15 protein-coding genes are annotated in these 14616 nt (G+C 42.2%); 13 read left to right on the forward strand and 2 right to left on the reverse strand.

Translation table 11 applies throughout. The features are described from left to right. Window positions 1–214 precede the first annotated feature (214 nt). The 5 genes from Q0541_RS04675 (at window position 215) to accD (ending at window position 5849) form a co-directional block, all read left to right on the forward strand. Window positions 215–1489, forward strand: a complete 1275-nt coding sequence (locus Q0541_RS04675) for an APC family permease (protein WP_298906215.1) — start codon at window positions 215–217, stop codon at window positions 1487–1489. Between the two features lie 253 nt (window positions 1490–1742). After that, a complete protein-coding gene (gene leuB / locus Q0541_RS04680) occupies window positions 1743–2831 on the forward strand; it encodes a 3-isopropylmalate dehydrogenase (protein ID WP_298906218.1) in 1089 nt (362 codons plus the stop codon). Window positions 2832–3024: 193 nt separating this feature from the next. After that, complete coding sequence (locus Q0541_RS04685) at window positions 3025–3285, forward strand: hypothetical protein (protein ID WP_094329947.1); 261 nt, start codon at window positions 3025–3027, stop codon at window positions 3283–3285. A gap of 166 nt (window positions 3286–3451) precedes the next feature. After that, window positions 3452–4300, forward strand: coding sequence for an A24 family peptidase (locus tag Q0541_RS04690; protein WP_298906237.1), 849 nt, complete (start codon window positions 3452–3454; stop codon window positions 4298–4300). 598 nt (window positions 4301–4898) lie between these two features. After that, window positions 4899–5849 carry an acetyl-CoA carboxylase, carboxyltransferase subunit beta gene (gene accD / locus Q0541_RS04695; protein ID WP_298906240.1) on the forward strand — a complete coding sequence of 317 codons (951 nt, stop codon included), beginning with the start codon at window positions 4899–4901 and terminating at the stop codon, window positions 5847–5849. A gap of 115 nt (window positions 5850–5964) precedes the next feature. Here the strand turns inward: accD and Q0541_RS04700 are convergent, their stop codons facing one another. Continuing rightward, window positions 5965–7383, reverse strand: a complete 1419-nt coding sequence (locus Q0541_RS04700; RefSeq protein ID WP_298906243.1) for an MFS transporter — start codon at window positions 7381–7383, stop codon at window positions 5965–5967. Window positions 7384–7613: 230 nt separating this feature from the next. Here Q0541_RS04700 and Q0541_RS04705 point away from each other — a divergent pair, with 230 nt between their 5' ends. The 6 genes from Q0541_RS04705 to Q0541_RS04730 all read left to right on the forward strand — a co-directional run bounded on the left by Q0541_RS04705 (window position 7614) and on the right by Q0541_RS04730 (window position 11719). Then, window positions 7614–8834, forward strand: coding sequence for an ABC transporter substrate-binding protein (locus Q0541_RS04705; RefSeq protein ID WP_298906280.1), 1221 nt, complete (start codon window positions 7614–7616; stop codon window positions 8832–8834). 283 nt (window positions 8835–9117) lie between these two features. Then, window positions 9118–9780 (forward strand): tetratricopeptide repeat protein, encoded by a 663-nt coding sequence (locus Q0541_RS04710; protein WP_298906246.1) that lies wholly within the window; start codon window positions 9118–9120, stop codon window positions 9778–9780. A 120-nt stretch (window positions 9781–9900) separates the two neighbouring features. After that, the gene (locus Q0541_RS04715; protein WP_298906249.1) at window positions 9901–10125 is read left to right on the forward strand and encodes a type II toxin-antitoxin system HicB family antitoxin; all 225 of its coding nucleotides are present in this window, start codon (window positions 9901–9903) and stop codon (window positions 10123–10125) included. Continuing rightward, on the forward strand, window positions 10118–10360 hold the full coding sequence (locus tag Q0541_RS04720; protein ID WP_298906253.1) for a type II toxin-antitoxin system HicA family toxin: 243 nt from the start codon (window positions 10118–10120) through the stop codon (window positions 10358–10360). Before Q0541_RS04715 ends, Q0541_RS04720 begins: the two co-directional genes overlap by 8 nt. A gap of 91 nt (window positions 10361–10451) precedes the next feature. After that, a complete protein-coding gene (locus tag Q0541_RS04725; RefSeq protein ID WP_298906256.1) occupies window positions 10452–10598 on the forward strand; it encodes a hypothetical protein in 147 nt (48 codons plus the stop codon). Between the two features lie 230 nt (window positions 10599–10828). After that, a complete protein-coding gene (locus tag Q0541_RS04730) occupies window positions 10829–11719 on the forward strand; it encodes a proline iminopeptidase-family hydrolase (RefSeq protein WP_298906263.1) in 891 nt (296 codons plus the stop codon). 259 nt (window positions 11720–11978) lie between these two features. Here Q0541_RS04730 and Q0541_RS04735 read toward each other — a convergent pair whose 3' ends face one another. After that, entirely contained in the window at window positions 11979–12629 is a 651-nt protein-coding gene (locus Q0541_RS04735) for a PEP-CTERM sorting domain-containing protein (protein WP_298906265.1), read from the reverse strand. Between the two features lie 201 nt (window positions 12630–12830). Between Q0541_RS04735 and Q0541_RS04740 the strand changes: the two genes are divergently transcribed. Then, window positions 12831–13739 carry a carbohydrate ABC transporter permease gene (locus Q0541_RS04740; protein WP_298906283.1) on the forward strand — a complete coding sequence of 303 codons (909 nt, stop codon included), beginning with the start codon at window positions 12831–12833 and terminating at the stop codon, window positions 13737–13739. Then, the gene (locus Q0541_RS04745) at window positions 13736–14572 is read left to right on the forward strand and encodes a carbohydrate ABC transporter permease (RefSeq protein WP_298906268.1); all 837 of its coding nucleotides are present in this window, start codon (window positions 13736–13738) and stop codon (window positions 14570–14572) included. The genes Q0541_RS04740 and Q0541_RS04745 overlap by 4 nt, the downstream gene beginning before the upstream one ends. Window positions 14573–14616: the final 44 nt, after the last annotated feature.

A 14616-nucleotide genomic window follows, 5' to 3' on the forward strand; every position in this document is an offset into this window, starting at 1 on the left:
ACACATATATTAGTAGTAATCAAGTTATGAAAATTATCGAACCACCTTCTCTAAAAGACGCTTGCTGTATACCCTTCTTGCGCGACAGTGACTTAAGTAGCTGTACACAGTAGTAGCGTGTATGGACAGAGAATAGTGTAATAAGATTGTTCAGCTTGATTATCTGCGTGCTGGTCAACGAGTATAAGACTATCTATTCCTAAAGAGGTTACAGGTGTCAAACAAAAAAATAGGTTTTTGGTCTGTGTGGGCATTGGGTGTAGGAGGCATTGTCGGTGGACTTTTTCCAGCACTGGGAGTTGTAATTCAAATAGCTGATGCAGGCGCACCACTAGCATTTGCGATCGCAGGGACAATAGCTTTGATAACTACTTATGCTTATGCAAAACTTTCAGTAGCTCATCCATGTCGAGGCGGGACAGTAACCTTCTTAAACCAGGCTTTTGGTCTAGGGCTGTTTAGTGGGACACTGAATCTTCTACTATGGTTTAGCTATGTAGTCATGCTTTCCTTTTACTTGCAGGCTTTTGGTAGTTATGGAATTAGCCTGTTCACAGAGTCTACTCAACCTATTTGGAAGCACTTACTCATTAGCTTGGCAATTTTAGGGACAACTGGACTAAATCTACTGACTGCCAATTATATTGGTAAATCTCAAATCTGGATTGTCAGCTTCAAACTGGGGATTTTGATCCTGTTCATTACTCTGGGGAGCAGTCATATCGACTTTTCCCATCTACAACCAGCTTCAGTGTCGTCGCTACAGTCAATTTTCGCAGGAGCAATGGTGATTTTCTTGTCTTATGAAGGCTTTGAGCTAATCGCCAATACAGCAGAGGATCTTGTCAATCCCAAGTACACTTTGCCACGAGTTTATTACTCTGTAATCGGGTTCGTTATTTTGCTTTACGTTTTAATAGCACTCGTCACATTGGGAGCAGAACCAATAGAACAGATTTTAGCAGCAAAAGACTATACTTTGGCTGAGGTTGCCAAACCAATTATGGGGCAATTCGGATCTGTTTTGATGACTATTGCTGCTCTTTTATCAACTCTCTCAGCTAGTAATGCAACACTTTACGGTTCGGCTCGTTTTAGCTCTGTTATTGCTAAATCTAGAGGGTTTGATGGCAGCGAAATAAATGGCCGTGACCAATCTTCAATTGGCTTATTTATTACTAGTGGTATTACTCTAATAATCGCCAATTTCTTTGATATAAGTCGAATCTCAACGATGGGTAGTGCCGGGTTTCTCCTGATATTTGCTGCGGTTAATTTAGCTAATGCTCGGATGCATCGTTATACCAAAAGTAAGCAGTGGATTTCACTTCTAGGTGTTGGAATATGTTTGGTAGCACTAGGAATGTTAATTTGGTTTGCTTTGCAAACAGATCCACAAACCGTCTGGGTTTTAGTGTTCATGGTAGGAGTAGCCATAGGTATCGAAGTAATCTACTACCTGTCAAAGAACCGACAGTTACACCTTTGAAGAAGCTTTGCTCAACTCTAGGACGCATTTCAAAAGTGAATCTAGGAACAGATATGTTGATGAGTCTGACTCTGTTTTTCCTGGTTTTCCTTTCCTCGTTTTGGCCATTGGGGGCGAATACCTCGGAAAGCATAGGGCAGCACGTTTTTCTTTGGATCAAAAGAGCCACACCCAAATAAATTAAAAACTCCATCGGTACATTTTGCTAGGTATGATATTTAATCTGCAAGCATTTACCGAGTAAAAACCAGCTATGACCCAGAACTACCGGATTACTCTACTCCCCGGCGATGGCATTGGCCCTGAAATTATGGCAGTGGCGGTAGATGTGCTGAAAGTCGTAGGGAAGCAATTTGATCTGAAGTTTGAATTCCAAGAAGCCCTCATTGGTGGTGCAGCAATTGATGCTACAGGCGAACCCCTACCATCTGCCACTCTAGAAACTTGCCGTAACAGTGATGCTGTGTTACTTGCCGCCATTGGTGGTTATAAGTGGGATTCCCTGCCATCTAATTTACGCCCAGAAGCAGGTTTGTTAGGACTACGTGCAGGTTTGGGACTATTTGCCAATTTGCGCCCAGCGAAAATTTTGCCCCAGCTAATCGACGCCTCGACTTTGAAACGTGAAGTTGTAGAAGGCGTGGATATTATGGTGGTGCGCGAACTCACTGGTGGAATTTACTTCGGTAAACCTAAAGGGATTTTTGCCACAGAAACTGGTGAGAAACGCGGTGTAAATACAATGGTTTACACAGAATCAGAAATTGAACGTATTGGACGGGTGGCCTTTGAAGCAGCGCAAAAACGCGGCGGAAAACTTTGTTCAGTGGATAAGGCAAACGTATTAGAAGTATCTCAGTTGTGGCGCGATCGCATCACCCAACTTAGTACGGAATATCCAGATATCGAACTCTCTCATCTATATGTAGATAATGCTGCTATGCAGTTGGTACGCGCTCCCAAGCAGTTCGATACCATCGTCACAGGCAATTTGTTTGGTGATATTCTCTCTGATGCTGCTGCCATGCTCACGGGTAGTATTGGGATGTTACCCTCGGCTAGTTTGGGCGCTTCAGGGCCTGGTGTGTTTGAACCAGTTCATGGTTCCGCCCCAGATATTGCCGGACTTGATAAGGCAAATCCTCTAGCACAGGTTTTGAGTGTGGCGATGATGTTACGCTACGGTTTAGACCAGCCAAAAGCAGCAGATCACATCGAACAAGCCGTATTGCAAGTTTTAGAGCAAGGCGATCGCACCGGGGATATAATTTCTCCTGGAAAAAATCTCTTGGGTTGCCGTGCTATGGGCAATGCACTGATTTTAGCTCTTGAAACAAAATAATTTCATTCTAATTAAGCATAGCGTTTGAGACTACCTCCACAGGTAGCTAAGTTTTCAACTGGGGTCTAAATCCCCTTTCTGTTACAGAATTACAAATTACGAGTTTTTAAAGGCAACCTGGGCAATTTGGCAACCTTTGCTATAAGTTTCGGGTAGACTAGAAGGAAATCTAGCAATCAAAGAACAGTCGATAGTGTACGCATTACGACAAGGTCAAGTAAATTTTACCGCCCCGAAGAACCAATCGCCTTTGATTGATCCCGCTGTAATCAGAGCTGCTGGGCAGATATACTATACTCACTGTGAGGTACATCCCGAAATAGCTGGGCAACCTTCCGGTGTAGCAATTAATCGTGTGAATCATCGAGGTAAGGTTATTTTTACTAACCAACCGGTTCTCTTACCTCAAGAATGTTTTGTGCCCTTAAGTCAAATTGAATCGCATATGTATTAGTCAGGAGTCATTCAATTTTAGATTTTGAATTTTGGATTTTGGATTAAAAGAGAAATCTAAAATCTAAAATCTAAAATTGCCAGAATCGGGAGTCAATACTGATTAACTCTCGACAAAGGACAAAAGATAAACGACAAATGACACAGGACAAATGATAAGGGACTATATGGACATTTTGTTCGCCGTTTTGGCGAGTGTAATGGTCTTTGCTTTGGGTGCGTCTATTGGCAGTTTTATCAACGTTATTGTTTATCGGCTACCTGCTGGATTATCAATTCTTTGGCCGCCTTCTCGTTGTCCTAAATGCTTAAACCAGCTAAAAGCTTACGACAATGTACCAGTATTTGGTTGGATTTCTTTAAGAGGGCGGTGTCGATATTGCAAAAGCAAAATTTATGTCCGTTATCCTGTAGTAGAAGGGCTAACGGGCATAATTTTTTTACTGGTTTTTTTAGTATTTCAAGTTTCGACTTTAACAATAGGCTATTGGGCTTTTTGTAGTTGGTTATTGGCGTTATCGCTTATCGACCTAGATACAATGACTCTACCCAATCCACTTACTCAGTCGGGTTTGGTGGTGGGGATTTTGTTTCAAATGGTGGTTGGTTTTTTACCAGAGGCTAGCTTTATAGCATTGGTAAATCACCTGATGATGGCGATAGTTGGTGCAGTATTGGGTTTATGGCTGTTTGATGCGATCGCCATATTGGGTTCAATTGCCTTTGGTAAAGCTGCAATGGGTGCGGGTGACGCCAAGTTAGCAGCCATGATGGGAGCCTGGTTGGGCTGGAAATATTTGCTCTTGGCTAGTTTTGTTGCCTGTGTACTGGGCGCATTAGTTGGCAGCGGTGTTATTATGCGTAGACGAAAAGCCCTGACTCAAGAGACATCACGACAAAGGTTAGGACAAAAGATGCCTTTTGGCCCTTTTCTGGCTTTAGGATCTGTGATTAGCCTGTTTAGCGGCGAAGCCATTTTGTCTAGCTACCTGCGGTTATTTTTTCCAGCCTCTTGAATTGGAGTGAGGATTCGGGAAGAGGCAGGGGAGCAGGGGGCAGAGGGCAAGGGGGAGAATAAAAAATTATCTTTTTCTCCTCTGCTCCCAGCAAGAACTGCCCCTCTGCCTCTTCCCAATGCCCAATGCCCTTACATAAGAAATATTTATAATTTGTGACTGTAACCAGCATTACCCCATCTGCCCTTCATATTTTGATAATATTCAGCTTGTGACTTGTATTACCCTCTTAACAACGATTAACCGTTGGCAAGCACGACTAGTGCAATAGATGCTGGTTGTTCATAACCTAGCAATACGAATAATTGATTTGGGTGGGAGGGGAGAGCATCTTATTTGGAGGTTGGTATTCTTATGGCTTTGTCAGCACGTCCGTATAATTAACTCTGCTGAAATAAAGACTAAGAGACTTGTATTGGCATAAGTATTTTCGTTAAGCTGGCAACCAAAGATGAAAATTAAGGTCTGAATTGCTTAAAAGCGAAGTTTGACGATGTAGTCATGAGTCATTAATAAAGATAAATGACAAAAGGCTAAGGACAACCCGATACGGTTTGACATGTTTTCGACCTCATACCCACTTAAAATAAAATAAAAAATGGCTAACAACGAAGAATCACGCGGTTTAAAGTCTCTATTTGATTGGTTTGCAAATCGACGAAAATCAGGATCTACCAGCCTCGAACGCCAAGAGCGTGAAATTGCTGATGGTCTGTGGCATAAATGTTCTAAATGTGGCGTATTGGCATACACAAAAGACCTAAAAGCCAATCAGATGGTTTGTGTCGAATGTGGTCATCACAATCGGGTAGACAGCGATGAGCGCATCCGTCAATTGATAGATAACAATACCTGGAAACCGCTGGACGAGCATTTGCGTCCAACCGATCCGCTGGAATTTCGCGATCGCAAACTCTACAGTGATCGCTTGCGGGAAATGCAGGAGAAAATTGGCTTAATAGACGCGGTTAAAACTGGTTTGGGTCAAATCAATAGCTTGCCTATTGCCCTTGGGGTTATGGACTTCCGTTTCATGGGTGGTAGTATGGGTTCGGTTGTGGGAGAAAGACTCACCCGAATGATTGAGCAAGCCACTCAACGGCGGTATCCTGTAGTTATCGTCTGCACCTCCGGTGGCGCGAGAATGCAAGAAGGAATGCTCTCCCTGATGCAGATGGCGAAAATCTCCGCAGCCCTACAGCGCCATAAAGATGCCCGATTATTATATATTCCCGTTTTGACAAATCCCACCACGGGCGGCGTTACCGCAAGTTTTGCAATGTTGGGCGATATCATTTTGGCAGAACCCAAGGCAACCATTGGTTTTGCCGGTCGGCGAGTGATTGAGCAAACCTTGCGGGAAAAACTTCCCGATGATTTTCAGACTGCTGAAGATTTGCTCCTGCACGGTTTTGTTGATGATATCGTACCCCGTACCCAATTAAAAAACACCTTAACCCAGCTGATTGCCCTACACCAGCCTGTACTAACAACACCTCATATGGTGTTGTGGGAAACAATGTCTTTAACTTCTACCGCAGCAGAATAAACAAAAGTTATGAGTTAGGAGCAAAGCTGGAGACTCCGAAACTCCGGTGAAGAGTAGGAAGTGAAAAATTCATAACTCCTCACTCCTAACTTCTAACTCCTCACTTTTGATTCCCTCATCTTCCCGGCTCTTTGACAAAAAACAGTGGAACAAGCGCTGCTACTCGGAATAGACTAGAGAGGGCAAATAACCCCAGTAAGCCTCCAAACTGAGCAAATTGGATAATGAAGCTGCCGATAGTTGTGCCCAAAGCACCACTAGCTCCAGCAACGGCAGCTGCGATCGCAAAATAGATAGACTGATTTTTATTTGGTGCGATCGCCAATTGTATATTGTTGCTGCACAAGTCAATCGCCGCCCAAGTCCCTCCACTCAAGATGTGTAACAGGGGTAACCACAACCAGATGTCAAGGCGATTAACACCAATCCCCAGCCACAGCAGTGGTCTGGCTGCAACCAAAATCCCAATACAGATGAGGATTGGACGATTGCCTATCTTGTCTGCTAATTTGCCCCACAGGATGAGCATCAGCAAAGTTGCCCCCGCCTGAAGGCTGTTGTAGATGGTCACGTAGCTCACATCCAAATCCAGCCTGTCCAGCATGTAAAGGTTAAAAAAAGGCTCGCTGAGGCTCACAGCAAACGTCCAGAAGCTGAAATACAGCAGAAATCTTAAAAAGTTAGAGTTTTTCCAAAGACTGTCAGCTAATTGGTTTTGTGGTGGATGAATTGATTGAGCGACTTCAGAAGATTCATCTTTTGCAACCTCTGGCTGAATCTCACTTATTTGAGGTAACTTGCCATAATAAGTGTTTTGTGATCGCGGATTCATATCCACTTGGAAATACTGACACCCTAATCCCATAATCCCAAACACGATGCCTACCAGCAAAATCACCCCATAGCCTTGCAGAGTTCCACCATACCAATGTGATACAGCTAAACCGGCCATTGGTACGCAAACAAAATTCGTGAGGCTAGCAGCACTATTGCGTATGCCAAAATACCTGCCTCGCAATTGCCGGGGAACTATCATTGCTATCCAACTTAACCACGATGCCGTTCCTAATCCTCCTAAAAGATTGCTAAATAGGACAATCAAGAGTGTTAATATCACTAACTGGTGAGTATTAACCACTCCCCAGCTTACGCCTACAATACTGATTACTAGAACTAGCCATAGCAGCCGACCAATTCCGTGTGTCCGAAGAGAATATTGAAAGCGGCTGGTACTGCGTTCAGACAAGTAAGCACCTAACGGCTGAACCAGATTGACCAACATGGGGATAGAGGAAACCATCCCAAATACCACTGGACTAGCACCCAATTCCACCAAGAAATTGCTGAGTAAAATCCCCCCAGTTCCAAGGGAGTAAACCGCTGCTAAGACAGAATCTGTAGTGGAGGCTCTTAGACTTGTGCGAATAGTATCCTTAGGAATTCGAGAGGTTGGAAAGGGTGCTGTTGGTGGTAAGGTAATCTGGGAAATTTCTAGAGTCAGTGGCGAAGTTGTTTCAACCTGAACAAAATCCATAATGTATGTTTAATGAGTAAAACATCCTGATATAAATCCGGTTGTGGAGGAACTCAGTATGCTTTCATTAATATTCCTGATAAGTTTTGGTTATTTCAGCTTGCAATTTTCAACAAAAATTTCACAGAAGTAAAATCTTACTCATTAATAACACAAGATATAAGTGAGGTGAGAGAGACTGTTATTTGTCTGTGATCAAGAAAAGATTGTTTAATTTTTTGGGACTGGTAATGGTGATCGCGATCATCATCATTGCTTGTCACAGTCTACAATTACCAAGCAAACCCTTAGCGTCTACCGCAGTCACCATTAAACTGAGTGGTTGGGGAGGTTCCCCTGTTGAGCAAAAACTTTTGAGACAGGTGTTGCAAGACTTTGAGGCACGGCATCCAACTATTAAGGTGAAATATGAGGTAATTTCCGACCAATACATGGATGTAATCAAAACTCGTTTAGTTGGGGAAGCTGCGCCTGATGTCTTTTATCTGGATGCGCTGGAAGCTCCTTTCTTGATGAGTCAGAATGTTCTGGAACCATTAGATGCTTACATCACTCCCGAATTTGACCTAACGGATTTTGAGGATACCCTACTCGACAGCTTCAAATACCAAAACCAGATTTACGGTTTTCCTAAAGACTATTCTACCCTTGCTCTGTTTTATAACAAAAAAGCATTTGCCGCCGCAAGCTTGAGTAATCCGCCAGCTACTTGGGAGGAATTACGTAACTACTCGAAACAATTGACAGGCAAAATTAACAAATACGGCTTTGGAGAAATTCCCGAATTGGCGCGTCAGGCTTATAAAATTAAAGCCTTTGGTGGACAACTTGTTGATCAAAATGGTTATGCTAACTTTGCCAGTGCGGCAGGTTTGCAGGGTTTAGAGTTGGTAGTAGACCAGTATCAAAAAGACCACTCCTCTGCCCAAAAATCTGATGTGGGGACAAACTCAGGTAGTGAAATGTTTGGTCAGAGTAAAGTGGCAATGGTGATTGAAGGTAACTGGGCAATTCCCTATCTAACTGAAACCTTTCCCCAACTAGAGTTTGCTACCGCACCAGTACCTACTATTAATGACAAAAAAGGCACGATGGTGTTTACCGTTGCCTATGTGATGAACAAGCAAGCACAGCACAAAGCCGAAGCTTGGGAGTTGATTTCCTATCTCACAGGTAAAGAAGGGATGCAGAAGTGGACAGGAAAAGGGTTTGCTTTACCAACACGTAAATCAGTTGCAAAGAATTTAGGCTACGACCAAGACCCATTGCGATCGCCATTAGTGGCGGGAGTTGATTATGCTACACCTTGGCAGGTAGGTAAATATCCAGGGGCGATCGTGAATAACTTTGATAATCAGTTTGTCAGCGCCTTGTTGGGGCAACAACCATTAAAGCAAGCAATGCTGAAGGCACAGAATGATGCGAATCAGCAGATTAAGGCGATGGATTAAGCAATTAAAAATTGCTCATTTCACCCCAGACTCAGGCGAAACTTAGTAATGTAAAGCAGCAACTTAACCTAGTTAAAAACTCAATATCATCCGATTCTGCTACCCTATCAGAGACTCAAAGCGAGTGCCTAAACATTTAACAATAAGCATAGAACAATGAAATTACTTTAAATATTTTGATAATATAATCTTTTTATTAATATAATGCGGCTACCCTGGTGAAAGGTGCAACATGTGAACACTAGTCCTACTTTAACTGAAAATATTTCGGGATTATATAATTATGAAATTTGCTTTCTCTATATCTTCTTTATTAGCTTATGCATCATCTATTATGCTGCTAGGTTTTTCGCTACCATTAGTTGCACAAATACCAGCTTTTAATGCTTCTACTGACTGCCAAACTCCTATGCCACTACATCTTAATACAATAGACGATTTTATAGGCATGGGACACTTTCAAGAAGACTGCCAAAAAGACTCACTCGCTGCCGTTTCTTCTTTCACGCAGGCAATTCATCTCAATCCTAAAGCTGAAAAACCTTACTATAATCGTGCCAATGCTTACTATGCACTTGGAAATTACAAAGCCGCAGTGGTAGACTATACCGAAGTAATTAGGCAAAATACAAGTAGATTAGGTTTTACTAGTGCTGCATACTGGAACAGGGCTAGGGCTTATGAAAAGTTAGGCGAAAAACAGAAAGCGATTTCAGATTTAACTCAATTAATTGGTGATAGTAGCCTCAATGCTGAAGAGTACTTATTAAGAGGTAATCTTTATAAGGATTTAGGGAATAAAGAAAGTGCAAACACAGATTACAAAGTAGCAGAAAACCTTTTACAACAATACTTAAGTGGGTCCTTCGGAAGTGGTTTACAAGATCCTCTATATCAAAAAATGCTGGAGAAAGTAAGAAATAACTTATCACAACTAAATTATTAGGGGTAGATATAGCATGACTGAATCTCCTACTGCACGGAATATTTTCTTGTCCTGACGCTTCATAATGAGACAGGGATGAGAGGTGATAATAGTTATTGAACGAGTAAAGGTAACTTTGATATGTCGTATAAAGTTAGCATTGTTATCGAAAAAGATGAATATGGATATTATGCTTATTGTCCTGAACTTCCTGGTTGTCAATCTCATGGTGATTCCTTAGAAGAGGTACAGGCAAATATTAAAGAAGCAGTTGAGCTTTATATAGAAACCTTGTCAAATTCAGAAAAACAGGCGCTTCAGAACAAGGAAATATTCACAATAACCTTGGAGGTAAAAGTTGCCTAAACTGCCACGCCTCATTGCAACAGAAGCTGAAAAACTATTATTAGATGCAGGCTTTATTCAAATTAGAAGCAAAGGAAGCCACAGGATTTATTTTCGAGAAGAAGTGAGAGTAGTGATTCCTTTTCATTCCGGAAAAATATTGCACCCAAAAATAGTTAAACAGGTTCTACAAGCCATTAACATTTCTGAGAATGAAGCGACAGCAGAAGAAGTAGTACCTGAGACTGATGAATAAAAATACCATCCTGCCTAGTGGCGCTTTTATCTCCTCCACCAAAAGACCGCTAAATGCCACAATTAGGTAAACAGTTATTATTTATCGACCTATGCAAGTCAAAGACTTGACTATAGAAGAACTCAAGCTACTCATTCAGGAAACTGTTGCTGAAACTATTCAATCCCTACTGATTGACCCCGACGAAGGCAAACAAGTAAAGCCAGAGGTGAAGCAGCAACTACTAGACTCCTTATAGCGCACTCAAGTGAGAGAAAGTGGAGTTCCAGCGCAAGAAATTATCTCAACCAAAGATAGATGAGGCAAGGATGTATTTTTTCTTGCGCTACGCATATCGAAAAAAATATTTGACAAATTTTCATAAATTAATTTGGTTGCGATCGCCTATTACTAAACTCAGTTTCAATGGGAAGTGGAAAGCGATCGCGTAATTGAGTATATTTGTTTGAGCAGTAAAACACTAACTCCATGACTGTAACTTCTGCCATTGAAGACTTTATTTCATTCCGTGGTCATCAGGTATGGTATCGCATCGTTAAACCAGACCAAGAAGATTCTAAAAAGCTACCGCTGCTATGTCTTCACGGAGGCCCAGGAGTACCCCACAACTACTTAGAACCATTAGAAGCGTTGGCTTCGCCCGCCGCAGGCATCGCAGCAACCGGAAGGCGAGTTATTTTTTACGATCAATTAGGGTGTGGTAATAGCGATCGCCCCACAGACCCTACCTTATATTCCATTGATTTGTTCAAAGAAGAACTTGTCGCCGTCCGCAGCGCATTGGATTTAGAACAGGTTCATCTTTTTGGGCAATCATGGGGTGGTTGTTTAGCCTTAGAACATGCTCTTTCCCAACCGACTGGGTTAGTCAGTCTCGTTTTAGCTAGTACACCTTGCAGTATTCAACAATTTGTTACTGAAGCTTATAGCCTAATGAATGAGCTGCCAATTGAAGTACAACAGGTCATTCGTAAGCATGAAGCTGACGGTACAACTCAAGACCCCGAATATAAACAGGCAATGGAAGTGTTCAATCATTCTTTTCTTTGCCGAGTAGACCCTTGGCCCAGCAGCTTAACTAAAGCCTACAGCAAAGTTGGTACAGAGTTTCGGGGTGCAGGCAAAATCATCGACTGGAATATTGAAGATCGTCTAGGTGAAATTATCGTGCCGACACTGCTGCTATCTGGTCGCTACGATGAGGTTACGCCTACTTGTGTTAAAACAGTTCACCAGGGTATTTCTGGCTCTGAGTGGGTACTGTTTGAAAACAGTTCACATATGCCTCATCTGGAAGAGACGGAACGATTCTTGCAAGTCTTGAGCGAATTTTTGAATCGTGTCGAAACAGCCCTGTAAAGGTGAGATTGTAAGTTGAGTCTCATATTCCTTGAACCTAAGTCTTCATTTATTCTCGAATTATCGAAGTTCCGAGTTCTGAGCACGAAGTTCCGATATTGTAAACATTAAAGCATCCATAATAAGTAGGACTTACGCAAAATATCTCTCAAACTCTGATTTCTCCGTGTCCTCTGCGCCTCTGCGGTTCGTTATTCCGTAACTCGTTCGTAAGTCCTAATAAGAATTAAAGCGTTTATGAATACTTTAATGTTTACCACTAATGTTGTTTTCTAGCAGTTCTCTTTCGCTTTGCAAATGAACCAACAGCTAATCCACCAAATACTACTACTGTCCCCATGATAGTTGTTGGTTCTGGAACTTCTTGAGGAACTTTGATAGAACCACTGACTAAAGCCAGACCATTCAAGGTAATAGTTGATCCCAAATTAACTATGTCGTCTTCGGAGAACAATAGTGTGCTTGTAGCGTTTTTGAATATGCCCTCACCGTCAGTGATATTCACGATGCCAGAGCCTTTGGCTCTGAGGGTTTTAAAATTCACTGAAGCAGTAGCATCACTAGTTCCAAATAACTTGTTAGCACCGTCGCCAAATACGATGTAGCCTAATGGAAAACCTTGGACACCAAATACTTCTGGATTATTGTTAAAAGTGAGATTTCCCTTGTCATCAATCACGGAGTATGTCAAACCTTTGTATAATCCTAAATCATCGGGGGCATCATCACTCAAACCAACCTCAAATACCTGGGAAACGTTGCCTGAAATAGGCGTAATATTGACTGTTGTCCGATAGTTCCCAATAAATGGATAAATAGTCTGTGCTGTTGCTCTGTCTAGATTTGAGCAAAGACTAACTGAGGTCATAACTAGTGGAAAAATCCACATTTTGAGTGAATTAAATATCATTTAAAATCTCCATTTTCAAAAAAAATCGATTTTCACACAAACCCTACAATACATAACGAGCAGTTACAATGAATAATCCTTTGATAAAATTGGCAATTTTTTATCGAATAGAATTCAGGAGTCAGGAGTACGATAAATAATCATGCATGACCCATCGCTACAGCCGGGTTAGTGCGGGATTATATGGAGGTTCATTCAATAGTGTTTGAAATTAGCAGATGGCGGAGTAACCCCAGGTGGAACATTACAGAAGACTTGGCTGGGTATATGTTTATAATGCCTACCATTCTGGTCTTAGGAACTTTTGTAGTCTTACCCATTCTCTACGCCGTTTTTCTTTCCTTGCAAAAAGTTCAACTCCTCGGCGGTATTGAGTACGAGTTCATCGGTTTTCGGAACTTTACACGATTAGCTGAAGATGAAAGGGTTTGGATTGCTTTGAGAAACACAGCAGAATATGTAGCCATTGTTGTACCAACTCAAACTGTCCTGGCTTTAATTCTGGCGGTAACTCTGAATTCTGGGATTCGCGGTAAAAACTGGTGGCGCATCCTCTACTTTTTGCCCACAGTCACTTCTTCAGCGGTGCTGACGCTCATCTTTATGTGGATTTATAACACTAATGGGCTACTAAATGATTTTCTCGCTTTTATGGGGCTACCTACTTATAACTGGTTGGGTGACCCAGCAGTTGCGCTCAAAGGGATTATGATCATGAACATTTGGTCAACTGCGCCGTTTTTCATGGTGATTTATCTGGCGGCGTTGCAGGATATACCCCAAACACTTTATGAGGCGGCGGAACTCGATGGGGCGAATGGATGGCAGCAATTTATCCACATTACTCTTCCCTTGCTGAAGCCTGTAACCTTCTTTGTGATAGCAGTGGGGGTGATTGGGACTTTTCAACTTTTTGACCAGTCTTACATCTTTTCTGGCGGTACTGGCGGGCCAAACAACGCTACCTTAACTGTGGTGCTGCTAATTTACCAAGCTGTGTTTCGGAATTTACAAATGGGATATGCCGCTGCGATCGCATTTTTGTTAGCAGCAGTGATTATTGCCATCACTTTGATTCAGCGGCGACTTTTTGGAGGCGAACGGATTTGACTAACATCTCTGGCTTATCCTGGCTCAAAGTCTTGTTATACGTCTTGCTGACACTCTATGCGATCATCACCTTAATTCCCTTCCTCTGGGCACTTTCAGCATCATTTAAGCCGCTAACAGAGATTGTCAGTGGTGAACCCAACTTTCTCCCCAAGAATTTTACTCTTGACAACTACAGGCAAATCTTTCTGCAAGAACCGCTGTTTTGGCGCTGGTTGCTCAACAGTGTGGTGATTGCCGTCAGCGTCACGCTTTTAAACTTGTTATTAAATTCAATGGCTGGTTATGCTTTGGCAAGACTGCGTTTTGTGGGCAAGCGCTTTTGGTTCTTCCTAATCCTGGCAGTACTGGCAGTACCAGCGCAAATCACCCTAATTCCGACATTTTTGATTTTGAAAGCGATCGGCTGGCTGAATTCTTACCAAGGCATGATTGTGCCTAGCATGGTCAATGCCACTTTTATCTTCATGATGCGGCAGTTTTTCGTTAATTTTCCTAAAGAACTAGAAGAAGCAGCCCAGCTCGATGGCTTAAATACTTTTGGAATTTTCCGACATATTGTTTTACCTTTAGCAAAACCAGCACTAGCAGCACAGGCAGTTTTTGTGTTCATGGGGAGTTGGAATAATTTTTTACTGCCTATAGTTATCCTATTTGACCCAGAAATGTTTACTCTCCCTTTGGGGCTGAACACCTTCAAAGGTCAATATATCAGCTACTGGAACTACATTATGGCAGCTTCTATGGTCTTCACCCTGCCAGCTTTAGGCATTTACGCCTTTTTTAATCGTTACTTTATTCAAAGCGTTACCTTTACCGGGGGAAAGGGTTAATAGGCATAGGACATTGGGCATGGAGCATTGGAAAACTCTTCCCC

This window comes from uncultured Nostoc sp. (assembly GCF_937863485.1).
GTDB lineage: Bacteria > Cyanobacteriota > Cyanobacteriia > Cyanobacteriales > Nostocaceae > Nostoc.